The sequence below is a fragment of the Methanoculleus chikugoensis genome (assembly GCF_900095385.1).
Lineage (GTDB): Archaea > Halobacteriota > Methanomicrobia > Methanomicrobiales > Methanoculleaceae > Methanoculleus > Methanoculleus chikugoensis_A.
Map to the genome: position 1 here is coordinate 1 of NZ_FMID01000047.1, position 23,283 is coordinate 23,283.

General features: G+C 62.2%; 19 protein-coding genes. 9 read left to right on the top strand and 10 right to left on the bottom strand.

What is annotated here, in order from left to right:
* On the top strand, positions 1 to 1,269 hold a 1,269-nt coding region (locus L21_RS13600; RefSeq protein ID WP_143727268.1), incomplete at its 5' end, for a fasciclin domain-containing protein.
* Between the two features lie 91 nt (positions 1,270 to 1,360).
* Here L21_RS13600 and L21_RS09970 read toward each other — a convergent pair.
* Genes L21_RS09970 through L21_RS09990 form a run of 5 tightly spaced genes read right to left on the bottom strand, consistent with a single transcriptional unit; the run spans position 1,361 to position 3,957 of the window.
* The gene (locus L21_RS09970) at positions 1,361 to 1,636 is read right to left on the bottom strand and encodes an aldolase (protein ID WP_074370334.1); all 276 of its coding nucleotides are present in this window, start codon (positions 1,634 to 1,636) and stop codon (positions 1,361 to 1,363) included.
* Between the two features lie 7 nt (positions 1,637 to 1,643).
* Complete coding sequence (locus tag L21_RS09975) at positions 1,644 to 1,979, bottom strand: cupin domain-containing protein (protein WP_074370335.1); 336 nt, start codon at positions 1,977 to 1,979, stop codon at positions 1,644 to 1,646.
* Positions 1,980 to 2,029: 50 nt separating this feature from the next.
* Entirely contained in the window at positions 2,030 to 2,803 is a 774-nt protein-coding gene (locus tag L21_RS09980) for a 4Fe-4S binding protein (protein ID WP_074370336.1), read from the bottom strand.
* A gap of 7 nt (positions 2,804 to 2,810) precedes the next feature.
* Positions 2,811 to 3,149, bottom strand: coding sequence for a cupin domain-containing protein (locus tag L21_RS09985; protein ID WP_074370423.1), 339 nt, complete (start codon positions 3,147 to 3,149; stop codon positions 2,811 to 2,813).
* A 31-nt stretch (positions 3,150 to 3,180) separates the two neighbouring features.
* The gene (locus L21_RS09990; protein WP_256712984.1) at positions 3,181 to 3,957 is read right to left on the bottom strand and encodes a DUF2115 domain-containing protein; all 777 of its coding nucleotides are present in this window, start codon (positions 3,955 to 3,957) and stop codon (positions 3,181 to 3,183) included.
* A gap of 69 nt (positions 3,958 to 4,026) precedes the next feature.
* Here L21_RS09990 and L21_RS09995 point away from each other — a divergent pair, with 69 nt between their 5' ends.
* Positions 4,027 to 4,860: a TrmB family transcriptional regulator gene (locus tag L21_RS09995; protein WP_074370337.1), complete on the top strand. Its 834-nt coding sequence runs from the start codon at positions 4,027 to 4,029 to the stop codon at positions 4,858 to 4,860.
* Here the strand turns inward: L21_RS09995 and L21_RS10000 are convergent.
* The 3 genes from L21_RS10000 to L21_RS10010 form a co-directional block, all read right to left on the bottom strand.
* On the bottom strand, positions 4,836 to 5,522 hold the full coding sequence (locus L21_RS10000; protein ID WP_074370338.1) for a nitrite/sulfite reductase domain-containing protein: 687 nt from the start codon (positions 5,520 to 5,522) through the stop codon (positions 4,836 to 4,838). The two genes, L21_RS09995 and L21_RS10000, sit on opposite strands and share 25 nt — an antisense overlap.
* Positions 5,523 to 5,675: 153 nt before the next feature.
* Complete coding sequence (gene cooS, locus L21_RS10005) at positions 5,676 to 7,586, bottom strand: anaerobic carbon-monoxide dehydrogenase catalytic subunit (RefSeq protein WP_218600641.1); 1,911 nt, start codon at positions 7,584 to 7,586, stop codon at positions 5,676 to 5,678.
* A gap of 47 nt (positions 7,587 to 7,633) precedes the next feature.
* Positions 7,634 to 7,978 (bottom strand): DUF488 domain-containing protein, encoded by a 345-nt coding sequence (locus L21_RS10010; protein WP_074370339.1) that lies wholly within the window; start codon positions 7,976 to 7,978, stop codon positions 7,634 to 7,636.
* Between the two features lie 132 nt (positions 7,979 to 8,110).
* Between L21_RS10010 and L21_RS14440 the strand changes: the two genes are divergently transcribed.
* Complete coding sequence (locus L21_RS14440; protein WP_074370340.1) at positions 8,111 to 8,893, top strand: cupredoxin domain-containing protein; 783 nt, start codon at positions 8,111 to 8,113, stop codon at positions 8,891 to 8,893.
* A gap of 52 nt (positions 8,894 to 8,945) precedes the next feature.
* Here the strand turns inward: L21_RS14440 and L21_RS10020 are convergent, their stop codons facing one another.
* A complete protein-coding gene (locus tag L21_RS10020; RefSeq protein WP_074370341.1) occupies positions 8,946 to 11,546 on the bottom strand; it encodes a PAS domain S-box protein in 2,601 nt (866 codons plus the stop codon).
* A gap of 621 nt (positions 11,547 to 12,167) precedes the next feature.
* Here L21_RS10020 and L21_RS10025 point away from each other — a divergent pair.
* The 3 genes from L21_RS10025 to L21_RS10035 all read left to right on the top strand — a co-directional run bounded on the left by L21_RS10025 (position 12,168) and on the right by L21_RS10035 (position 15,110).
* Positions 12,168 to 14,177: a PQQ-dependent sugar dehydrogenase gene (locus L21_RS10025; RefSeq protein WP_074370342.1), complete on the top strand. Its 2,010-nt coding sequence runs from the start codon at positions 12,168 to 12,170 to the stop codon at positions 14,175 to 14,177.
* A 117-nt stretch (positions 14,178 to 14,294) separates the two neighbouring features.
* Positions 14,295 to 14,774 (top strand): cupredoxin domain-containing protein, encoded by a 480-nt coding sequence (locus L21_RS10030; protein WP_143727269.1) that lies wholly within the window; start codon positions 14,295 to 14,297, stop codon positions 14,772 to 14,774.
* A 129-nt stretch (positions 14,775 to 14,903) separates the two neighbouring features.
* Complete coding sequence (locus L21_RS10035; RefSeq protein ID WP_074370344.1) at positions 14,904 to 15,110, top strand: hypothetical protein; 207 nt, start codon at positions 14,904 to 14,906, stop codon at positions 15,108 to 15,110.
* A gap of 134 nt (positions 15,111 to 15,244) precedes the next feature.
* Here L21_RS10035 and L21_RS10040 read toward each other — a convergent pair whose 3' ends face one another.
* Positions 15,245 to 19,639: an Ig-like domain-containing protein gene (locus L21_RS10040; RefSeq protein WP_256712989.1), complete on the bottom strand. Its 4,395-nt coding sequence runs from the start codon at positions 19,637 to 19,639 to the stop codon at positions 15,245 to 15,247.
* A gap of 949 nt (positions 19,640 to 20,588) precedes the next feature.
* Here L21_RS10040 and L21_RS13895 point away from each other — a divergent pair.
* Genes L21_RS13895 through L21_RS10050 form a run of 3 tightly spaced genes read left to right on the top strand, consistent with a single transcriptional unit; the run spans position 20,589 to position 23,283 of the window.
* The gene (locus tag L21_RS13895; RefSeq protein ID WP_143727270.1) at positions 20,589 to 20,909 is read left to right on the top strand and encodes a hypothetical protein; all 321 of its coding nucleotides are present in this window, start codon (positions 20,589 to 20,591) and stop codon (positions 20,907 to 20,909) included.
* Entirely contained in the window at positions 20,906 to 22,084 is a 1,179-nt protein-coding gene (locus tag L21_RS10045; RefSeq protein ID WP_074370346.1) for a glycosyltransferase family 4 protein, read from the top strand. Before L21_RS13895 ends, L21_RS10045 begins: the two co-directional genes overlap by 4 nt.
* Complete coding sequence (locus tag L21_RS10050; protein ID WP_074370347.1) at positions 22,081 to 23,283, top strand: glycosyltransferase family 4 protein; 1,203 nt, start codon at positions 22,081 to 22,083, stop codon at positions 23,281 to 23,283. Before L21_RS10045 ends, L21_RS10050 begins: the two co-directional genes overlap by 4 nt.

Below are 23,283 nucleotides of genomic sequence, written 5' to 3' on the forward strand. Positions count from 1 at the left end.
AACGTCACTCCGACTCCGACGGTGAACGTGACCCCGACGCCGACAGTGAACGTCACGCCGACGCCGGCGCCTGAAGCGAACATCACCGAACTGATTGTCACGGAGCTTTCGGACCAGGAGAATCTGACGACGTTCGTTGAAGCCGTGAACAACTCTACTATCGGCGAGCAACTCGAAGAGAACAGAAGTTACGCGATATGCGCTCCGACCAACGAGGCGTTTGCCGGGCTGGGCAACCAGACGCTCTCGGTGATCATGGGCGACACGGCACTCTTAAACAGATTCCTCGGCTACCATGTCATCCAGGGTGATTACACGGTTGAAGAACTCGTGCAGCTCTGCGAGGATTCGGCCGACGGGCAGATCTCTCTGCCGACCGTCGAAGGATCGGAGGTTAACGTCTCGCTCACCGAAGACAACCGGTTGATCATCAACAACGTCATCGTTATAACCCAGATCCAGATCACGAACAATATCGTGGTCTACGTGATCGATGGTGTCCTGGTCCCACCGGACATCCCGATCCCAACGCCTACCCCGACTCCGACGGTGAACGTTACGCCGACTCCGACGGTGAACGTCACGCCGACTCCGACAGTGAACGTCACGCCGACTCCGACAGTGAACGTCACGCCGACTCCGACAGTGAACGTCACGCCGACTCCGACAGTGAACGTTACGCCGACGCCGACAGTGAACGTGACTCCGACTCCGACGGTGAACGTTACGCCGACGCCGACGGTGACCCCGCCAATGCCGGAGGAGACCATGGAACTCCAGCTCTATGAAGGCTGGAACTTTGTCTCTATCCCGAGACCTCTCGCTGCGGGCAACGACACGGCAGCATCGGTCTTTGCGGATGTCGAGACCGGCGGCCGGCCGTTCTACACCCACACCCCGGCTGGCGGCTTCGAGCCCCTGGGCGAGAATGAGACCCTGAGGGTCCTTGAAGGCTACTGGGTCTACTCGACCGAGGAGACCACCGTGGAGCTGGTGCTCAGCACCAATCCGGTGAGGGCACCTGCACTGAAGACGCTCAGCCCGGGATGGAACGCCATCGGCCACTCCGACCTGGTGGAGCGCAGCGCGGATGAGACGCTCAGGTCGGTGGAAGACACCTGGGTCTACGTCGTCGGCTACAATGCGGATGACCAGACTTATCGGCCGGCGATCGTCAACAACCAGACCGACGATCAAGGACTCTCCCCGACCGAGGGCTACTGGCTGTTCGTGCGCGAAGACGGCAGGCTGGCTGCCGTCAGCGCCTGACCTTTTTTTGGCGGCTCACGGGACGGAACCTGTTGAAAAAAAGCAACTTCCTGAGGGGTGCGGCGCCGGAGACCGTTCCGGTGCCGACCGCTCACTCCTGCGTTCCCTTGTACTCCCGCATCAGGGCGTCGCCGTAGGCTTCCCGTCTCTTCGTCGGGATGTAGTTGAACTCGCTCGCCCACTTGAGGAGTTCCGCGCGAATCGCGGCATCGTTTTCGAGATGCAGGTTCCGCACGCCGTCGACGATGAAGTCGAGCTGGTTGATGCCGGTCTCCTTCCCGTTCACGAGGACCGTCTTGATCTTGATCGCGTCCGGCCGGACCCCGCCGCAGATGGTGCAGTAATCGCCTTCTTTCTCGTTTGTCACGTCTCCGTCACTCCCGTATCATCGTAAGCGACATCTTGAACCGGGTTATGGCCGAGAGGGCGTGGGGGACGTTCGCCGGGAAGATGATCGTCTCCCCTTCCTTCATCTGGTGCGTCTCGCCCGCCACCCAGACCTCGCACTCCCCGTCGAGGATCGTCACCACCGCGTCGTAGGGTGCGGTGTGCTCCGAGAGCCCTTCATCCTCGTCGAACGAGAAGAGGGTGATGCTCCCCGAGGGTTTGTTGATGATCATCCTGCTTGCCACGGTCCCGTCCTGGTAGGCGACGAGGTCCGCCAGCCGGAGGACCTTCCCCTGCAACTCTGCACGATTCTCTTTAGCCATGGTATACCAACCTCTTCTTTACTCTGATGCCCTTCGCATATTTACTCTTCTCATCTCCCCCGCCCGTACACGAGCGCCCCGTCCACCGGGCAGGCCTCCGTGCACCGGCCGCAGAGGTAGCACTCCCCGAGTCCGTCATCGGGTCTCGCCGCTCCGGTCGGGCATGCCCGCTCGCACTTCCGGCATCCGATGCAGGCGTCCGTCCGCCGGAGCCGGTAGGCGGCCCTTGACGCCGCGGGGGCGAGGAGGGCGCCGTAGGGGCAGACGTAGCGGCAGAACGGCCGGTAGACGACGGCGGAGAGGAGGACGATCGAAAAGAAGACGAAGAACGAGACGCTCACGACCGTGAGGTTGAAGAAGTCCGCAAGGCCTATGAGCGCAAGAAGGTTCATCGAGAGCCCGAGGCCGGCGGCGAGGAAGACGACGAAGACGCCTGCCCTGACCGCGACCGGGACCCGGCTCTCGGCGCTGCCGCGCTTCTTCACCGGCACGAGGTGCATGAGTTCCTGGACGGCTCCCGCCGGGCAGATCTGCCCGCAGATGATCCGGCCGAAGACGAGGGCGAGGACGATGAAGGCCAGCAGCCCCCCGATTGCCATCGGGAGCGGCGACCCGAGGGCCGCCGTGTCCTGGAGGACGACCGCCTGCAGCTGGTAGGGGAAGACCGGCGCAAAGACCAGGAACCCGAAGAATGCCGAGGCTACGAGGAACGGCATCGCGCGCCGCCGGGTGAACCGGCCGGAATACCAGAGCCAGGCGAGGGCGGCAAATGCGAGGAGGCCGTAGAAGAACCCTACGGCCTTCGGGATCGACTCAACGACCATTATACTCTCACAACAGCCGTGTCCCGGTCGTCGGGCGCGGGACCTTCACCACGAGCACCCGGAAGGTGCCGTCGCTCTCGTTCATCCAGCGGTGCGGGATCTTTGCCGGGCTGTCGACCAGGTGATCCTTCCCGACCTCGGCGCGCTCGTCGCCGATCTCGACGATCCCCGTCCCCTCGAGGACGTAGAAGAAGACGTCCACCGGGGTTATGTGCTTCTTGAGCGACTCTCCCGGTGCAAGCGTGATCACCACCGCCGTCGCGTGCTCGGTGTCGTAGACCTTCCGGGCGTCGACGTGGTGCGGGGTTTCGCTGACCGGTTCTTTTGCTACATCAACAATCTTCATATCATTCATCTCCAAGTCTGTCGTATCGCATTCATCCCTTATAATTCGTCCAGTAGTTCGCGAGGCTCTCCCGCCGCCGCCGCTCCTGCCGCCGGGCCCGCATCTCGGGGAAGGTCGGCTCCGTGCTCTGGACCGCAGGGCAGTAGGGACAGAGGGCGAACGCTACGTCGTCGGCCATATCCCTGACCGGGCAGAGGTAGGTTCCCTCCCATTTGTCGACGATCTGCCCGCCGGGGAACGGGGTGCCGACCGGGTGGGCGGGCTCCTCCATGACGAACATGGTGAACGCGGAGAGGAGGTACTTCAGGTAGAGGTACTTCGGATCTTTCTCCCGCGCTTTTGCCGTGCAGGCCTCCGCCACCATCGAGCAGTAGCCGTCGAGCGCCGGGGCCGGGGGGTCGTCGGATCCGCCGCCGTTCCGGGAGAGGAGGACCAGCCGGTGGTGCGCCCCGAAGATCTCTTCCCGGACGCTTTCGAGGAGCCGGTCGCGGTAGCTCTCCGGGAGATGGGCGACCTTACGCTCGAACCGGGCGTTCATCGCCTCGAGGTCGCGGAGGTCGAATGCCGCCGCTTCGTCCGCGATGATGCGGAGAAGGTCGCCCTTCGTCTTCGCGCTCTGCATCCGGCGGCACGCCGCCCGGATGGCCGCCGCCGATACCGTCCCTCCGCGTCCCGCCTCCTCTCCGGTGTCTTCGGCGAAGGTGTCGATGAGGAGGGAGCTGACCTCGTCGGGGCCGGTTGCGGTAGGGTTGCTGTCTTCCCTGCCGACGAACCGCTTGATGCGCTCAAGAATTGCTCGAAGTTGCATGGTCGAAGATCTTAACAACTATGCTACTCCCGAAGGTTTAACCCTCGTGTAACTCTCATAGTAACAACAATGGACAACCTGATCCGGAGCCTCAAGGCGCTCGGGTTGACGGAGTACGAAGCACGGGTCTATGCGGCCCTCGTCGGGATCGGCGAGGGGAGCGCCCGCCAGATCCACGAGGCGAGCGGCGTCCCGCGCCCGAGGGTCTACGACATCGCCGAAGGACTTGCCGGTCGGGGTTTCATCACCATCCGGCGGGGGAGCCCGCACGTCTACATCCCGGCCGAGCCCGCCGTCGTCATCCACCACTTGAAGAGTGCCGTGGATGCCGCGGCGACGGCGGCGGTGCAGGGTCTCGATTCCCTCTCGCTCGACGCCCGGGCGAAGAACTCGCCGATCTGGTACGTGCAGGGGGAGTGGAGCATCCGGCGCCACGCGGAGTCGCTTGCCGGCGGCGTCGCCCGCGACCTTGCCGTCGTCTGCCTGGACTACCGGGAGATCGGTGAGTTCGCCCGCCTGATCGCCGATGCATCGAAGGAGCATCCCGTGAGCGTCCTCCTCCCGAACGGGAAGCGCGGGATCAAAAAGCCGCTCGGGGACGCGTCCCTCTACGTCCCGAAACCCTTCTGCACCTTCTTCCAGGAGAACATCTTCGAGAAGATCTACTGCGGGCCGATCCCGGTGGACGGGTCGGCGTTCCTGCTCGACTACATCTTCATCGCCGACGACCGCGTCTGCATGATCGTCTACCGGGAAGACGGGGTCCGGAACGCCGTCGTCATCACCCTGCCGTTCATCACCTGCGTTCAACGGCAGTTCGTCAACCGGATGATCGCGAACGCCGACTGTATCGACGGCCCCCTTCCGCGTAACCCCGATCAGACGGAGTCGAGCGGTATGTAGGGGGCGAAGGTCAGGACGTCCTTTCTGACGGTATCGAACCCGACCCGCTCGACGAACCGTGCGGTCCGCTCTCCCGGCCGCGCGTTCTCCCGGTAGTACTCGAGCAGCCGGCGGACCAGATCGAGGGCCTGATCTTTCGTGAGGTCCTTTGCGGCCACGTCGCCGATCCGGGGACGGCCGCCGGAGTTGCCCCCGAAGATGACCGTCCAGCCTTTCGCGTTCCCCATGAGCCCGATGTCGCGGAGGTAACTCTCGCCGCAGCACCGGGGGCATCCCGAGACCCCCATCTTGAGTTTTGCCGGCAGGTTCATCTCCTGGTAGAGTTCCTCGACTTCGAGCCCGAGGCCCAGGGAGTCCTGCTTGCCGTACTTGCACGTCACCGTCCCGGGGCATGCCTGGACGTAGTGGACGCAGGGCGCGGTCGCCTGCCCGACGGTCATCCCGAGTTCGTTCCAGATGCTCTCAACGTCCTCTTCTTTGATCCCGACGAGCACCATCCGCTGCCCCGACGTCATCTTGATGACGGGGATATCGTAGCGCCTGACGACCTTGACGATGCTCTCCAGGTGCTCCGGGCTGACGATCCCCGCGGGCGTTCTCGGCACGATCGCGTAGGACGTTTTGTCTCTCTGGAGGATTGCTCCTCTGGGTCCGTTTTCCATGATAGACCTCGCTCCTCCGGCAGGGATGCGCCGGATACAATTCAGCCATCGCCGTCCGGAGGGAAAAGGGTGGTGTCACTCTGCGGGGTACACCCGTTCAGGCACTCCTGTAGCCCCGCGAGCGCAGGCGCCGGAGCAGCACATACCGGATCCTTAGAGCCCCAGTTTCTCCCGCTTCCCCTCGATGTGTGCCAGGATCCCATCCGTCGCCGCTTTTGCGTCCGTCTCGACGTGGAGCACGCCGCCCGTGATGCCGGGCAGGTCCTCGGTCAGGAGTTTGACGAGGTCCGGCCCCCCGGTCACGGTCGGGACCGGGTTGACGTAGGTGTAGACGCCGAGCGCGAGCGCGAAGAGGGCGTCGATCGTCGCTTTCTGCTCCATGTACTCCGGGGCGGCGACGGCGACCGGGAGGTCGGGGAGGGGGACGCCGCCGAGAGCCTCGGAGACCGCGAGGAGGAGGTCGGCGCACCTGCCGGTGTCGGTGCAGGTCCCGAAGCCGAGGACCGGCGGCACGCCGAGCGCCGTGCAGAGGCCTTTCAGCCCCGGCCCGGCCTTCTCCTTCGCTTCGGGCGAGCAGAGCCCGGCGACCTGGAGGGCCGCGACCCCGCAGCCCATCCCGAGCACCAGGACGTCGCGGGCGATCAGGTTCTCCGCGACCGCGACGGTGTGGACGTCCTGCCCGGAGTCGCGCAGCGTAGTGCAGGAGACGAGCCCCACGATGCCCCGGATGGTGCCGTCCTTGATAGCACCAAGCAACGGGTCGAGGCTCCCGCCGAGCGCGTCGACGATGCTTTCGGGGGCGAACCCGACGACCGCCTCCCGCATGGGAAGGCCCCGGATCGGCTCCACCTTCTCGCGCCGTCCCCCGAAGTTCTCGATCCCCATCGATAGGAGGGCCGCCGCCTGCTCCTTCGCCTCCTCCGGGACGTAATCGAGCCGCTCCGTCCCGCCCTCGAAGACGACGACCTCGCTCACGGGGATCAGTTTGAAGTGGTACTTCTCGGCGTAGAGGGGGTCGAGGGGGAGCGAGCAGTTCATGTCGGCGGCAAAGACGTCCACCGCCCCGGTGGCAAGGACCGCCTCCTGCATGATCCAGTTGCCCGTGTAGCCGTAGAAGACGTCGTCCATCTCCCTCCGCTGGATCAGTTCCTGCCCGGTCTCGATGTTCGCGATGATCCGGAGCCCCTTCGCCCCCGCCGCTCGCGCCTTCTGCTGCCACTCCTCAGTGCGGGCGAGGTCGATGAGGGCGAACCCGAGGAAGGGTTCGTGGCCGTTCGGGAGGATGTTGACGTAGTCGGGGTCGAGCACGCCGAGGTCGACCCGCATGGGGTGCGGGCGGGGAATACCGTAGAGGATGTCCTGAATGTATTCGAGGACGATCTGGCTCTGGTAGGCCATCGCGACACCGAGACGCATCGCCCGCATGGCGTGGCTCGCGAACCAGCCGTCGACGTTCGTGAGGGTCGAGGCGGTATCGACGATCGTCTCCCCGTAGATCCCGCCCGGGAAGAGCCCAAGGCGCTTCCAGGTCTCCTTTCGCTCCTCCGGAGCGAGCCGCTCCACGATCCGGCTCGGCTCGTGGGTGAACCGGTGGAAGTCCTCCTCTACGAAGTCGCAGAGCCGGAGCGCGACCTCGGCGTCGCTCCCGCCGGTATCGATCCCGAGCCGTCCTGCAAACGTCCGGAGTTTCTCCGGTTCCGCTATCGAGAACGGGGTCTTCCCCTCCGCGGTTGCCCGGAGGGTCCTGACCGCCTGCTGAGCGTGGAAGTGGTAGTTCGACGCGCCCATGACGTTTCGAAGAAGCATCATCCGCATCGCCATGCCGTCGGCGTTGATCCCGCAGACGCCCCGGTGGTTTCGGCTTGCGTCCGCCCGACAGGGGCCGTTCGAGCAGAAGTCGCATCGTGCTCCCGCCTGGCAGAAGGCGCACCGGCGGTCGGGGTCGGTGCCGAGGCCCTGCGCCTCGTAACGGTCCCAGACGTTGGACATGCCGTCCGCTTTGAGCCGCTCGTAGACGGTCCGGACCGAATCGTGGTATGATATCCTGTTGCTCTCCATGGTCATACGGGCAGGTAACCGAACCGGAGCCATAAAGAAAGTATCGGTGCAGCCTACCCTTCTTCGGTATATCGCTTCAGCGCCACGGCGTTGTTGTGGGCCTCATCTTTGGCGGCGTAGAGGAGCGTGACGGTCCCGTCGTTTGCCTCACGCCGGAGTTGGGCAAGTGCCTCCCCCTTCCCCTCGAGTTCGGCCCGGTAACGCTCCAGGAACTCCTCCCACTTCGCCGGGTCGTGCCCGAACCAACGGCGCAGCTCGTTCGTCGGCGCAAGATCTTTCTCCCACCGGTCGATCATCGCTTCCTCCTTTGAGATGCCCCTCGGCCAGAGCCGGTCGACGAGTACCCGGAGCCCGTCGTCCTCCGAGGGTTCTTCGTAGATCCTTTTCGTGCGTATCATAGGCGCCGATACGGCGGGCCCCTACTTAACCTCTCCCCCATGGGGCAGATTCTTGCCTGGCGGACTTTCCCGGGGCGCAGAGGGCAATCCCGCGAAAGGTATATCATGCTCGCTTCCATCCCCCCGCCCCGTATGACGAGACTGGAAAGACTCCTGATCCTCACTCTGGTGATAGGGTGTGTGGCCCTCTTCTCCGGGGCGGTCGCCCAGGATGGGTATGGGTATGACACAACTGCGACGCCGACAGCAAACGTGACACCGACTACTGAAGCGAACGTTACGATCATGTCGCCTGCGGAGGGTGCCAGCGTTGCCGCCGGAAACGTCACGGTGAGCGTGAACGTTACGAACTTCACGCTGGTGGAGCCGACCGGGCAGGTCAACGCGCCGGGCGAGGGGCACCTGCACTACTATCTGGACGCCCCGGTGCCGATGAACGCGAGTGAACCCGCCATCCCGCCGACCGGCGGCTACGTCATCTCGACGAACCTCACCCACACCTGGGAGAATGTGACGCCGGGTGCGCACAACTTCTCGGTCCAGGTGGTCAACAACGACCACACGCCGATAATACCGCTTGTGTTTGATACGGTGAACGTGACGGTCGGCGGGAACGTGACCGGGAACGCGACGGTGGTGAACCTCGCCGCCGAGAACATCGCCTTCGATACAAATACGATCACAGTGCCCGCGGGGGCGAACGTGACCGTCCACTTCGTCAACAAGGATTCTGGCATTCCCCACAACTTCGCGGTCTATGACAGTTCCCTTCGGTCGGAGCAGATATTTGTGGGTGATATCATCACCGGGCCCGCCGAGACGAACTACACCTTTACGGCACCGTCCGAGCCCGGGACATACTACTTCCAGTGCGACATCCACCCGTCCATGAACGGCGATTTCATCGTGGAGTGATGCAGGGCGGAACGGTATGCAGGGACGGAGTAATCTTTGCGCAGGCCCGGCGCTACACCAGTTCGTGCCTGCGGAGGAACTCCCGGATCTCCCGTGACTCCACCCAGCCCCTGTCGAGTTGCCTGACGATATCGTTGATCCGCCAGACCTGCTTGCGGATCCGCTCCGATGCCTGCTCATCGTCCAGGAGCTCCGACGCAGCGAGGATGACCTGCAGGGGCAGGCGGATGTGGTCGCCGAGGATAGCGAACTGCTCCATGTTATGCTCGATCTGGGTGAACGCCTGGTGCCGCATCTCCTCAGAGCGTCTCTGCTCGGTGATATCGTAGGAGAGCACCGCGACCCGCACCACGTTTCCTTCCGCGTCGGCGATCGGAAAGAGGGAGTTGTAGAGGACCATCCCCTGCCGCTCATCGGCAAACCTGACCGGCCGGCCCGTCGAGAAGACCTCCCCGATGATCTCCCTCCGTCTCGCGGCGACATCCGGGGAAAAGTAGTCAAATATTGATGTGCCCATCAGTTCCTGAACGCTCCTCCCGAACCTCTCGGCAGCCACCTCGTTCAGGACAAGGATTGTGCCGTCGCGGTCGATGAGCATCACTGCGTTTGGCGATGCGTTCATGAGCGCCCGGAACCGTCCTTCGCTCTCTATGATGGTGGCTTCAGCCCGCTTCCGCTCGCGGATGTCGATCCCGATCCCGACACGCGTATCGTCGGAGAGACGGATGTTGGCCCAGGCGGTCTCGACGATGGAACTGTCCTTTGCGACCAGCAGGAGGTCGCGCCACCCCGGCTTCAGCGACTGCATGTAGTCGCCGGCCATCTTCCGGTACTCCGGGTCGGGGAAGAATCTCGCTATCAGGTCACCCCTGGCCCCGTCCTCCTCCGACCAGCCGAGCACCCTCTGGAACTCACGGTTGAGGTGGAAGAGCCTGAGATCCGGGTCATAGATCGTGATCATCACCGGGATGGCGTCGATGATCCCCTGCAGGAGTTCCTGCTGGTGCTCCAGCGCCTGCCGGGACTGCTTCTGTCCGGTGATATCCATCGTGACGCCGACGGCCCGGACGACGTCTCCCGCCTCATCCCTCTGGACCTCGCCACGGGACTCCAGCCAGACAGCGGCTCCCGTGTCGGGGCGGATGATCCTGTACTCGGTGTGGTAGGGCCCGTTGTGCTCTCCTTCGGCGCGCAAGCGGTCGATATCGTCGGGGTGGACCAGTGTCAGCCTCTCCTCGGGCCGGGCGAAGGGCGGGCGGCCGTAGATCCCTGCAAAGTCGCCGCTGATCCTGAGACGGCCGGCGGCCGGCTCCCAGTCCCAGGCAATCATCCTCGCGGCGCTGAGGGCCAGTTCGAGCCGCTGCTGCTGGAGGTGCAGTTCCTCTTCCATCCGTTTCCGGTCGGTGATCTCGGTGCTGACACTCCCGAGCAGGTCTTTCCCGATGGGAATGGTGGAGGAGATATAGTAGCGGTTGCCCCAGAAACTGTTCTCATACTTCTGCCCGACGCCTGACGCCATGATCTCCCGCGACCTCGTGATATATTCGGCCATCACCCCCGCGCCAAAGAGTTCGGTGACGCGTCTCCCGACGATCTCGTCCAGCCTGCCGAGGTCGCGCTGTGAGACCGGGTTTGCGTCGCGCAGGATCCAGTCCACGATCTCGCCGTGCTCGTCGCGGACCATCTCGAAGATGTTGATGGCATCACCCGTATTCTCGAAGAGTCTCCGGTATTTCTCCTCGCTCGCCTGCAGTTCCTCCTCCATCTGCTTCCGGTCGGTCACATCGGAGAGGACCGCTACCGCATAGCGCACGATACCGCTCTCGTCGTGGATGGGAGCGGAACTGGCGTTGATGTAGATCCAGGTGCCGTCTGCCCGGAGGAGCCGGATCTCCTCATCTCTCACCACCTCCCCACTGGCGACCGACCGGGCAATCGGCCACTCCTCGGGCAGGTAGGGCCGCCCATCAGGGTGAACCCCACGAAACATCCTGAGATCGCGCGGCATGTCAGGTCGCCCCCACATCCGGCGTAACTGCTCGTTGTAGTGGATGAGCATTCCCGACGGGGCTTCGGCGATGACGACGCCCTCGGGCATCTGTTCGATGATGGCCTGCAGCAGGGTACGCTCTTCCTCAGCTCTTGCAAGGAGCCGGTCCTGCTCTTCGCTCTCCGGGTGCTCCCGGATCAGCCACCGTTTCTCCCCAACACCCCTGCCGGCGGCGGTGATCACGACCCTGACCGGGGCGCCGCTCCGGGAGCGCAGGGTTGTCTCCCGCGGTGCGCACGCTTTCCCGGCACGGAGGTCCGCGAGCATGAGAGCGATCTCCGATTGAACGTCGGGAAAACCGTGCGCCGCAAGGAGCGTGCCCGGCAGCGGCTCCCCGAGGAGGCTCGCCGCCGCCGGGTTTGCATCGATGATCCTGCCGTCTGCGTCCGTCACCACGAATCTGTCGGGTGAGGACCCGATGAGGTCCAGGAGTTGCTGCCGCTCCTCTTCCACCCGGGTTGCGGCTGCGGCCAGGCTTTCTGCAGCACGGAGAAGGCTCCCGAGCGAGGCGCTGTCGTCTGAATCTGCCGGCGTCCCGGGAGTGAGTTCACTAATACACTCCCGGACGGCGCAAATCTGCTGGTTTAAGGGGTTTTTCTGCATATCCAGTTGTTTCTACCAGACCCCGGGTGTGGATAGTTCTCAGGTCACTAAAAGCGCACCGGGCATGAGCCGGGCCGGCGGACTGAGGGATAACCCGCTTCATAAGATTATCGGGGTTATCATACGCCGGCACATACAGGCTTCCGGCCGCTGAGGCGGCATTTGAGTGAACCGAGGTCTCATGCGGGGTATTGTGTCACGGGCCAGGGGCTGTTACGCTCAGTGCATGCCGCCTGTTTGAAGATATACTTTCGCCAACTACCCCCTCCTCTCGTCGGGGGGCATGGTACTCTGCTCCCATACAGGCTTGCGATGCCACCTCTCCCCGTGTTCGGGGTGTGGACCTGTGATATGAGCCCGGGCAAGCGTCTGGTGCTGCTGAGTTGCCGTTTGCGCTACCTCTCGGTACCGTCATGGGGACTCATCTTCTATGAACCGTCACCATGCGCCGCCGGATCGATCGGGTGTGCACGTCCCGCCGGGAAAAGGTTACTACCCACGACAGAGAGGAACGGCCCGGCAGAAAGACCACATTCCACAAACCCCGCCCCCACACGTCAGGGGTGTGACCGGGCGATCCGGCATAACTATTATCAGTCCCCGTGTCATGCCCCGATCCGCATGACAAAAATTAGCATTGTCATAGCATCCTTCCTGATCCTCGCACTCGTCGCGGGTGCGGGCGCACAGGTAGGATCGAGCAATGTCAGTGGCACCAACGAGAGTTCAAACCAGACGACGGAAAGCATGCAGAACGTGAGCGGCAACGTGACGGATCTCACGAACGCCAAATCCGTACTCGCCGCAGAGCTCGTGGACAACACGTCCTGGACGAACCTGACCTCCGCCCCGAACGTTACGGCCGATATCGGCCTTGAACTCGTCGCGCAGAACTTCACCTCACCCATGATGGTTGCATCACCCGACGACGGGACGGGCCGGCTCTTCGTCGTGGACCAGGTCGGCGTGGTCTGGGTCGTCGACGCGAACGGGACCACGCTCCCCGAGCCGTTCCTGGACGTTCGGGACAGTATGGTCGAACTCCGGCCAGCCTACGACGAGCGCGGCCTGCTCTCGATCGCGTTCCACCCGAACTTCTCGGAGAACGGCAAGGTCTATGCATTCTACAGCGCACCTCTGAGGCAGGAGGCCCCCGAGGGGTGGAACTGCACCAACCACATCTCCGAGTTCCAGGTTGATCCCGGGAACCCGAACCAGGTGAACCCGACCTCCGAGAACGTGCTGATGTACATCGACAAGCCCTACCAGAACCACAACGGCGGCCAGCTGGTCTTCAGTCCCGCCGACGGCTACCTGTATGTGGCGCTCGGGGATGGCGGGCGGGCGAACGACGTCGGGAACGCCCACACCCCCGGCATCGGGAACGGCCAGGATCTCACGAAGATCTATGGCAAGATCCTCAGGATCGACGTGGACAATGTCACTGCCGGAAACCTGACGACTCCACAGAACGTGACCCCGACGGGGAACCAGACAGAGAATGCAGGCGTCAACCGGACGGAGAACCCGCCCGAGCCGACATGGACGACGTTTGCCGGCAGCCTCTACGGGATACCCGCCGACAACCCGTTCGCGGAGAACCGGACCGAGATCCTCGACACCTACGCTTACGACTCCGTCCCGCCCGAGATCTACGCCTACGGGTTTAGGAACCCGGCCTACATGTCGTTTGACTCCGGCGGCAACAACGCGCTCTTCGTCGCCGACGCGGGCCAGAATCTCTTTGAGGAGGTGGACGTCGTCTACAACGGCGGAAACTACGGCTGGAATATCCGCGAGGGCACGCACTGCTTCGACCCGAACGCCACCACCGACCCGCCGGAGTCCTGCAACGTCACCGGCTATCTAGGAGAGCCGCTGATCGGCCCGATATTCGAGGGCGGCCGTGACCTCGGCATCGTCGTCGTCGGCGGCAACGTCTACCGCGGCACCGCCGTTCCGGAGCTCGAAGGGAAGTACGTCTTCGGCTACTGGAGCGACAGCCGGACGGTCGGGAACGGCACTCTCCTCGTCGCGACGCCCCCGGAGGGGTGGATCGCACCGGAGTCCGCCGCGAACCTGACCGCTGACGCGAACGCCATGTGGGAGGTCCAGCCGGTGAACATCACCGGCGGCGAGAACGAGACCCTGGGGATGTTCCTGCGCGGGTTCGGCGAGGATGCCGGGGGTGACCTCTACGTGCTGACGAACGATGTGGGCGGTCCGGACAACGCCACCAGCACCGGCAGGGTCTGGAGGGTCGTGGCGCCCGCACCGACCTCAACGATCGCACCGACCCCGACGGTGAACGTGACGCCGACCCCGACGACGAACCTGACGCCTGGAGCGACGGTGAACATCGTCGCACAGGACTTTGCCTTCGACACTGAGACGATCACGGTGCCCGTCGGGGCGGAGGTGACGATGGTCTTTGACAACCGGGACCAGGGCATCCCCCACAATGTCGCGGTCTACGACAGTTCGCTCAGGGCGGAGCAGATCTTCGTGGGCGATATCATCACCGGGCCCGCCGAGACCACCTACACCTTCACGGCTCCTTCCGAGCCGGGGACCTACTACTTCCAGTGCGACGTTCATCCCGACATGAACGGCGAGTTCATCGTGGAGTAACCAGGAGCGCACCGGCGTGGGAAGAGCGGGATTCCCCCGCTCCTCCCCGCCCATTTTTCCTGTGCGGGCCCCTCCGCGCAGACAGGTATACATAGCATGTACGGGATCGTTTCGCTCATGAGACCCAACGCAGCCCTTCTTGTGGCGCTGCTCATCGTGAGCGCCGGCATGCTGGCCGCAGGGTGCACCGCGCCGGGCGGAGACGGCACCCAGCCGACCCCCACGGGGACGATAACGACGCCGGCCGAGACCGGAACCCCGGCCGCCACAGAGACAACGGCAGCGACGACCGCATCGGACGGAGAGATAGCGACGGTCGATCTCTCCGCCGAGAATTTGGCCTTCGATACGAGCACCATCACGGTGCCTGCAGGGGCGAACGTGACGGTGAACTTCGACAACATGGACGACGGCATCCCGCACAACGTCGCGGTCTACACGAACGCCTCGGCGGCAGAGGAGATCTTCGTGGGCGAGACCATCACCGGCCCGGCCCAGACGACCTACACCTTCACGGCGCCGGATGAGCCCGGGACGTACTTCTTCCGGTGCGACGTCCATCCGCAGCAGATGACCGGCGACTTCATCGTGGAGTGATGCCTTTACAGGACGTTCTCCCTCTTGCCGTGTTCCGGGTGGCCCCTCTGCCCTGAACGGCGGTTCTGCCGGCAGCGGCCCGAACGGGTGAGCAAATTATAAGTAACATGTGCGTGATGGCCCCCTCCCATGAGGTATATCACAGTCCTTCTGGCGGTGCTCCTCATCGTGGGCGCGGGCATACTGGCGGCAGGATGCACCATGCCGGAGGGAGACGGCACCCAGCAGACTCCGATGGAAGAAGAGACTCCGATGGAAGAAGAGACGCCCCCGGGCATGGACGAAGAGACCCTGATTGGAGGAGAAGAGACCCTGGGCGGTCAGGCAGGGTACTGACGCAGTAAGACCGTTGAACGGCTGCATCGCGATGCAGTTCCCCCACTTTTTTCTTATAGATCCCGTGGAAGAAGCGCGAAGGCACGTATCGGACACCGCCCCCGGCGCATCAAAAAAAAAAGAGTCAGGGTTTTTCAGCGCCGCTTCCTCGCCCAGAGGAGGAAGGCCAGCGGTGCAAGGAAGGGCGCGTAGACGAGCGGTGCCGCAGGCGTCGTCGTCGCCGCGACGGTCGGCGCGGTCGTCATCGTCTCCGTCCCTTCGGGCGTCGCGGTAGCCTCTGTCGTGACGTTCGTCTCCGTCGTCATGGTGACGTTCTCCGGCATCGCGGCGATGGCGAAGGTGGAGAACCCGGGGGTGGTCGCCCGGAAGCGATACTTCCCGCTCTCTTCACCGACGACCTCGGTCTCCAGGATCTGCCAGCCCCCGTTGACGTAGCGCATGAGCCTGACGTCCTCCGGGAGCATGTCGTGCTCCTCAAGCCACTTCGCCGGGATGGTGAAGGTCAACGTTGCGCCGCCGATCTGGTTCGGGTTCGCCCATGAGACGGCGATCTCAACGTACTCGTAGGTGCTGCCGCCGGGAGGCGCCGCCAGGTTGGGGCACCCCGTCTCCTTCACGGTCATCAGCAGCCGCGGGATGTTGTCGGCCGCCGTGATGGCGATGCTGCCGACCGACGTGACGTCGATACCCGAGAACGTGTGCGTCTCGCCGCCTTTCAGGTTCTCGCAGATTCCTGCGAAGAAGGTGGGGCCGGTGTCGCCGCCGCCGTCACTATAGGCGCGTTTGTTCGATCCGGGGTTAGTCGGGGTCTGTGTGGGATCTGGTGTTGGATCGGGTGTAGGGTCGGTCGTGGGCGCCGCCGTGACGGTGACCGTGGCTGTTCCTTCAACGCCCCCGGCACACGCCGTCACGTCCGTGGAGCCCAGTGAGAACGCCGCGAAGAGGCCCGAGCGGTCGATCGTGCCGACATCATCGTCGGAGCACGACCACCTGACCCTGACCCAGTCCATCTCGTTCTCGCACTGGTCGAAGACCGTGGCCGTGAACTCCCGGGTTCCTCCGGGCGCGAGCGTGTCTTCAGACGGGTCGACCTCGATGCAGGCCGGAACCGGGAGCGAGGGCTCGACGGTCACGCAGGCGGAGCCGGAGACCCCGTTCGCCGATGCGGTGAGAGTCACTTCGCCGTCGCTGAGAGCGGTGAAGGCGCCGCTGCAGAGATCGATCTCGCCGACGCAATCGTCGCTGCTCTCCCAGTCGATTATGACGTCGGGCATTTCGTAGCCGTACTGGTCGAATGCGGTTGCGGTGAGCGTCAGGCAGTTCCCGGCCGGGATGCAGAAGTCGGACGGGCTGACCTCGATCCGCGCAAGCTCCGGCGCCGTCGACCGGACGGTCACCGTCGCGGTCCCGGATGCGTCGCCCGCTGTTGCGGTGACGGTCGTGCTGCCTTCGCCGCGCGCGGTGAAGAGGCCGTCATCGGTGATCTCGCCGACTCCCGGGTCGACGCACGACCAGCCAATCAGGGAGCCTGCGTTGTCCTGCAGGTCATACACGGCCGTGAACTGCCACTCGTCCCCACAGTTCAGGGTGATCGCCGACGGGGAGACCACGACACCTGCGGATTCATCGGTGACCCCTACCTCCGCCGTCCCGGTGACCCCTTCGGCCGATGCGGTGACGGTCGCCGTGCCGCAATCAAGGGCGGAGAAGGCGCCGCTGCAGAGATCGATGGTTCCGACAGCTTCGTTGCTGCAGCACCAGTCGATCTCGACGTCGGGCATCTCGCAACCGTCCTGGTCAAGAGCGGTCGCGGTGAACGTCGCGGTGTCGCCGGCGGCGAGCGTTATCGCGACCGGGGTGACGACGATGCGGGAGAGGACGGGGTCGTTGCAGTTCACGGTGATGGTTGCGGTTCCTTCAGCACCGTCTCCGTATGCGGTGATGGTTGCCGTGCCGCCGTCAAGGGCGGTGAAGACGCCGCACTCATCGATGGTGCCGACGTTCTCATCGCTGCACTCCCAGGTGATCTCGGCGTCCTCGACGATGTCGCCGAACCGGTCGAACGCGACGACTTCGAACTCCAGTTCGTCGCCGGTCTCGAGCGTTGCCGTGGACGGCACGACCGCGATCTTCGCGAGCGCAGGCCATTCGTTGACGGTGACGGTTACCCCCGCAGAGCAGTTTCCTGCCGTTGCGGTTACGGTCGCCGTACCCGCGGTGAGAGCGGTGAAGCATCCTTCCCCGTCGATGGTGCCGACGGTTTCGTCGCTGCAGGCCCAGTCGACCTCACCGGCGGGCATGGCGTTGCCGTTCCGGTCGTGGCCCGTCACCATGAACCTCTGGATGTCATCGACGTCCAGTGTGGCCCGGGGCGGTGTGAGCGTGATACTCGTGAGCACCGGTTCAGCGGGGTCTTCTGCGTTGACGGTGACGGTCGCGGTCCTGGACACGTTGCCCGCCGACGCGGTGACGTTCGCGGTACCTTCGGCAAGGGCGGTGAAGCAACCGGTGTCGTCGATCTCGCCGACGGTTTCGTTGTCGCACGACCAGTTGAACACAATGCCGGTCATCTCAAGGCCGTTCTGGTCGAGAGCGGTTGCCGTGAACTGCTCGGTGTCGCCGACATCCAGGGTGGCCGTGTCCGGTTCGACCTCGATGCGTTCGAGGGCCGGTTCTTCGTGCTCATCAGCGGTGACCGTGACGGTCGCGGTTTCGGAGAGGTCGCCTGCCGTTGCGGTTACGGTCGTCGTGCCCGCGGCGAGAGCGATGAAGAGGCCGCTGGCATTGTCGATGGTTCCGACGGTCTCGTTATCGCTCGCCCAGGTGACCGCAACGCCGGACATCTCGCCGCCGAACTGGTCGCGGACGGTTGCTTCGAACGTCACCGTGCCGTCGACCTCAAGTGTGGGCGTGGGCGGGTCGATCACGATGTCTTTTGCGATCAGTGCCTCAGTAGTGACCGTGACGGTAGCTTCTCCGGATTTGTCGCCTGCCGACGCGGTGATGGTCGCGGTACCTGCGCTCTTCGCGGTGAAGAGACCGGTGGAATTATCGATGGTCCCGACGGTTTCGTTGTCGCACGACCAGTTGAATGCAATGCCGGTCATCTCTTCTTCGAACTGGTCGAAGGCGGTTGCGGTGAACAGCTCGGTGTCGCCGATCTCCAGGGGGCCTGTGGACGGTTTAACCTCGATGCGATCGAGGGCCGGTTCCTCGGGCTCATCAGCGTTGACCGTGACGGTCGCGGTTCCGTTGATACCTTCGGCGGTCGCGGTAATGGTCGCGGTGCCCGCGGCATGGGCGGTGAAGAGACCGGTGCCATCGATGGTGCCGACGGTCGTGTTGCTGCACGTCCAGTCGAACTCGACGTCGGTCATCTCTTCTCCGGACTGGTCAAGGGCGGTTGCGGTGAACAGCTCGGTGTCGCCGATCTCCAGGGGGCCTGTGGACGGTTTAACCTCGATGGTCGTCAGTTCCGGTGCTCCAGGATCGTAGACGAATATGTAGAGGTTCGAGTCCGGGCCACGGCCCCTCTGCCAGACGATGGTGTTTCCGCTGACGGCGGGGTAGAGGTGTTCGTCACGTGTGTCTTTGGCCAGAACAACGGACATCTCTTCTCCACTGGAGACGTGGTCGTACATAAAGATGCTCCGCGCCGGAACCCGCATGTCCTCCCAGGCGATGATGCTCGCGCTGATTGCCGGCGAGACCTGTTCGGAAGTGTCGAACGTGATCCTTCGCTCTTCTCCGGACGGATCGTCGAGATCAGTCATGTAAATGTCGGCGTTCACCCGGCGATCTTCCCAGGTGACGATGCTCCCGTACAGCGACGGCCAGGATTGTGTCACCTTGTTCGTGGATACCGGGCCGGATGTTCCTGCCTCGATATCGTAGTACCAGACTCTCTCACCGTCCGACGCATTTACCCAGGCGACATACCTCTCAGAGAGAGCGGGCTTGAACTCAGTGCTCCCGCCAGAAATCGTCGTCTTTGCGTCAGCGTCGATGGTGGCCTTCACGGCCCCCTCGCGGATGTCGTAGAGGACGATGTTTGTGCTGCCGGTACTGTCGTCGTACCAGGCAACGTAGTTCCCGCGGACGATGGGCATCCACTGTTTGCCCGGGTCGGTTGTGAGCTGTGTCTCTTCACCCGTCGAGCGCCGGTGGAGGTAGATATCCCAGTTCCCGTTCCGGTTGTCCTGCCAGACGATGTAGTCTCCTGAGATGGACGGTTTCTCCTGCGAGGCAGGGTTATCCGTTATACTCTCGCCCGAGTAGGAAGGATACTGCATACCCCGATATGGATCTGCCCTGAATTTGTCTACCGTCCCAAAGTAGATGTCCTTGTTACCGTTCCTGTCGTCTTCCCAGACGATCATGTTGCCGTCGATATCAGGCCATTCCTGCGCTTTATTGAAGGGAGAATAGAGATCCTCTCCCAGCGCAGCCTCTACCGCCATGACCGGCGGTACCAGCATCCCGATCGCGACGACTGCGCACAATAGTAGCAGATATGTGTGTTTTGTCATTTTTCCCCCTTGACAATCGCTCCCTGTCCGCAGGACGGCGGCGCAGACCTTCCGGTAGCACAAACAGGCTGGCTAAAGCAGGTGCTCGCCGGAGCGTCCGGCAGGCGGAGAGCGAATTCCGATTTAAGACCCGGTCATATGGTAGCCGGTGAGTGGGTGGATAGCGGTATAAATATATATCCTTTACGGTGATTTATTCTCAAATTTTTATAATAAAAACAGGGATCTCTTATGCATCCTTATGGGCAGAGGGAGATCCGGAGGGAGCTTTTTCAAACTGCTTCCTGCCGGCGGGGAGGAGGCCGGTGGCCGCGTATATTCTCCCCCGGACCATTCCTGCCGCGATTTTTTCGTTAAATCTCTTGCAGAAGGACCGGGTGCCCGACCGGGCGGCACATCGCCGCAAGGTCCCGCCGGTTCCTCAGCCGGGTGACCCACACCATGGCGTCGTCGCGGGTTCGTCGGGGCGTTCGTGTAATAGCGGGCGGACGCATCAAGCCTGCCCGGCTCCTTTTCCCGGTCAAGGCCCGAGTGGGAGAGCGGAACCATTTCATCCCGACAATATTTCCGGCAGTGTCTGCAGAAACGCTGCTGATTTTCTGCGAAACTCTTCCCATACGGGTAAGGCGGTAAGCATTCGACCGGGGCACACCCTATCGGGGAAGAGGAAAGGTCGATCCTGGTCTCCGTCGCAGACCGTCCTGTTTGCCAATCAACCCCGCGGGGAGTTGAGCATATCTATGTTACTATATTAATGGTTGAATATTCCGAACAAAGTATTATATATTCCAGGTGCCAGCATGAAACTCAACACCTAAGGGGGGAGTGATATTCGGCGACACGCTCACCTACTGGAGTTTTGCTCGATCGATACGAAATGTAGGCCTCCTCGGCATCCAGACATAGGGTGCCGGCGGTTGAGCGGTACCTACCCTGCAGAGGCTGTCGGATGACGTCGGTACGGCTGCAGGATGTTGGGAAAAATCCGTTTGCGAGGGTGCGGGAGGAACCTCAGCGGAGCGACCGGATTTCCGGAGACCCGGTGACGGTCCACTTCGACGCCGGCAGCCGGAGCCGGAACCACCGGCTTACTACAGGCGGTGAGGAGGCACTCACCTGCACCCCTGCAGCCTGCCCGCACCGCATCGGAGAGCATGGGCTCGCATCCCTCGCCGAATGCGGGATCCGGCTCCTCCCTTTGTTCCGCCGGAACTACTACGCCGGCATAATCAGACAACGGCTCAAGCAGCAGGTTTGTGATCGCGTATGAAGATCCTCCAGGTGACACCGTTCTTCAAGCCGAGCTGGGAGTCCGGGGGTGTGGCACGTGCGGCATATGAGATCTCAAAGCGTCTCCAGAGAGCAGGCCACGACGTCACCGTATATACGACGAATCGGAGCACCTACCCGACCGGGCTTCCCACGAACAGACCCCTCAATGTCGACGGGATGAAGGTTTACTATTTTGAAAATTTACGGAAGTATTTTCCGGGCACAGCAGCACTCCCCATAGTCCCGTACTATTTACCGTTCGTTGCACACCGGGATCTGCAGAATTATGATATAATTCACATCCACGAGCACAGGACACTCCTTGCGGCCATGGTAAGTCATTATGCCAGGGAGTACGGCGTTCCCTACGTCCTGCAACCGCACGGATCGCTCCCGAAGAACAAAACCCTGGGTAAGGCAAGGGTGAAAAATGTCTTTGATTTTATCTTCGGCTCTGCCATTTTAGATGCTGCATCAAGGCTGATCGTCATGAACAGCATGGAAAAGGAACAGAATATGCTGATGGGCATTCATGAGGATAAGATCGCCGTTATTCCCAACGGCATCAGTTTCGAGAGGTGCGTTACCGCCAGGAGCAAAGGGGAGTTCCGGAAATTTTGCGGAATAGAGAACGGAAGCAATCTCATTCTATACCTGGGCAGAATCGATAAAATCAAGGGGATCGATTTTCTGATAGAAGCGTTTTACCGGCTGGTGCAGGAACAAAAAGACGCCATCCTGGTCATTGTCGGGCCGGAATGGGGTTACAAACGGGAACTCGAGGAGAAAGTACGGGCTCTCGGCATTCAGGATCGGGTACGGTTTGTCGGGTATATCGATGACGTCGGCTTTGCCTACCAGGATGCCGATCTGCTTGTCTATCCGGGAAAGTATGAGATATTCGGGCTTGTTCCGTTCGAGGCGATCATAAGCGGAACCCCGGTGATTGTGACAGACGGCAACGGCAGCGGAGAGCTCATCAGGAAAGGCGACTGCGGCCTGACGGTACGATACGGAGACTGTGCGGATCTGGCGGAGAAAATGGCATTCTGCCTTGAAAATCCCGGGGAAGGGAGAAAAATGATTCAGCGAGGACAGGAGTTCGTTCGAAAGAATCTGACATGGGACCGGGTCGTGGAAAAACTCGAACAGGAATACCGGAAGTGCCTATGAACATACTGGCGATCCCGACAACCGTCGGGTTGTCAAAACCCCAGAGCGGGGGCCAGAACAGGTTCTGCAACCTCGTCAAGTGCCAGGCCGCAAATAACCGTATCGTTGTGCTCGAACCGGCTCACCTGTATGATGAGAGCGATGACGATGTCGCGCAGGTATACACCTATCACGATATCGAGGCGCTCCGGAGAAGACTATCCATATTCAGGGACATCAATCCCGATTTCATCCGTAAGGCGGCACAGATCATCAGGGACGAAGAGATCGATCTCATCCAGATCACCCATCCCAGCGGAGCGTTAGCGGCCAGGCTGCTCGGTCTCGTTACGCGCAGGAAGATAACGGTAGTCTACGATGCTCACAATGTCGAATCTGATTTCATTCAACAGACCTTTGCGAACCATAACCACTACTCCCTGGTGGAGCGGAAACTCATACCCGCCTATACGAATTTACTGGAGAGGGTCTCATGCAAGTATCTCGTCGACCACATCACCGCCGTGAGCGACAATGATGCAGGTACGTTCAGGAGAAGGTATCATCTCAAAGACGGGACGATCAGTGTCGTTCCTTCGGGCTGCACCATTTGTCCGCGGATATCTGATGAAGCAAGAACCAGGATTCGCGAAGAGATGGGGCTGCATCCCACGGATATTGCCGTATTCTTCCACGGCCTCTACAGGCATCCGCCGAACCGGGAAGGGTTCGATCTTATTCAATCGTATATCGCCCCTCGTTTTGCCGATACAAACCCGGACGTATCATTTGTCATCGGTGGAACGCAGGTTCCGGAGTTTGAAGAAGCAAATGTCAGGTCGCTTGGATTCATCAGCGATATGCAGAATGTTGCCGGCGCCGATATCGCCATCGTACCTCTGAGAAGCGGAGGAGGAACAAGACTGAAGATATTCGATTATATGAGCGCCGGTCTCCCCATCGTGACCACGAAGAAAGGAATCGAAGGAATCGATGCCGAACATCACGAGCATGCGATCATCGTCGACGACATCGACGAAGAGTTCATAGCGGGGATCAGGTATCTGATCGAAGATAAAGACGAACGGAAGAGAATCGGAGATAATGCTCGAGCACTGGCCGAAGCGAAATATGACTGGCGAATAATCGGAGGGAACCTGGAAGACCTGTACCGGACGCTGGTTTCGGGGTCAGGTGCCCGTCATACCGGTTTCGCATAG

Excerpts from the sequence above, each read along its gene's own strand:
- L21_RS09975 (WP_074370335.1), bottom strand. The coding sequence starts at position 1,979 with ATGGCTAAAGAGAATCGTGCAGAGTTGCAGGGGAAGGTCCTCCGGCTG.
- L21_RS09980 (WP_074370336.1), bottom strand. The coding sequence starts at position 2,803 with ATGGTCGTTGAGTCGATCCCGAAGGCCGTAGGGTTCTTCTACGGCCTC.
- L21_RS09985 (WP_074370423.1), bottom strand. The coding sequence starts at position 3,149 with ATGAAGATTGTTGATGTAGCAAAAGAACCGGTCAGCGAAACCCCGCAC.
- L21_RS09990 (WP_256712984.1), bottom strand. The coding sequence starts at position 3,957 with ATGCAACTTCGAGCAATTCTTGAGCGCATCAAGCGGTTCGTCGGCAGG.
- L21_RS09995 (WP_074370337.1), top strand. The coding sequence starts at position 4,027 with ATGGACAACCTGATCCGGAGCCTCAAGGCGCTCGGGTTGACGGAGTAC.
- L21_RS10000 (WP_074370338.1), bottom strand. The coding sequence starts at position 5,522 with ATGGAAAACGGACCCAGAGGAGCAATCCTCCAGAGAGACAAAACGTCC.
- cooS (WP_218600641.1), bottom strand. The coding sequence starts at position 7,586 with ATGACCATGGAGAGCAACAGGATATCATACCACGATTCGGTCCGGACC.
- L21_RS10010 (WP_074370339.1), bottom strand. The coding sequence starts at position 7,978 with ATGATACGCACGAAAAGGATCTACGAAGAACCCTCGGAGGACGACGGG.
- L21_RS14440 (WP_074370340.1), top strand. The coding sequence starts at position 8,111 with ATGACGAGACTGGAAAGACTCCTGATCCTCACTCTGGTGATAGGGTGT.
- L21_RS10020 (WP_074370341.1), bottom strand. The coding sequence starts at position 11,546 with ATGCAGAAAAACCCCTTAAACCAGCAGATTTGCGCCGTCCGGGAGTGT.
- L21_RS10025 (WP_074370342.1), top strand. The coding sequence starts at position 12,168 with ATGACAAAAATTAGCATTGTCATAGCATCCTTCCTGATCCTCGCACTC.
- L21_RS10030 (WP_143727269.1), top strand. The coding sequence starts at position 14,295 with ATGAGACCCAACGCAGCCCTTCTTGTGGCGCTGCTCATCGTGAGCGCC.
- L21_RS10035 (WP_074370344.1), top strand. The coding sequence starts at position 14,904 with ATGAGGTATATCACAGTCCTTCTGGCGGTGCTCCTCATCGTGGGCGCG.
- L21_RS10040 (WP_256712989.1), bottom strand. The coding sequence starts at position 19,639 with ATGACAAAACACACATATCTGCTACTATTGTGCGCAGTCGTCGCGATC.
- L21_RS13895 (WP_143727270.1), top strand. The coding sequence starts at position 20,589 with ATGACGTCGGTACGGCTGCAGGATGTTGGGAAAAATCCGTTTGCGAGG.
- L21_RS10045 (WP_074370346.1), top strand. The coding sequence starts at position 20,906 with ATGAAGATCCTCCAGGTGACACCGTTCTTCAAGCCGAGCTGGGAGTCC.
- L21_RS10050 (WP_074370347.1), top strand. The coding sequence starts at position 22,081 with ATGAACATACTGGCGATCCCGACAACCGTCGGGTTGTCAAAACCCCAG.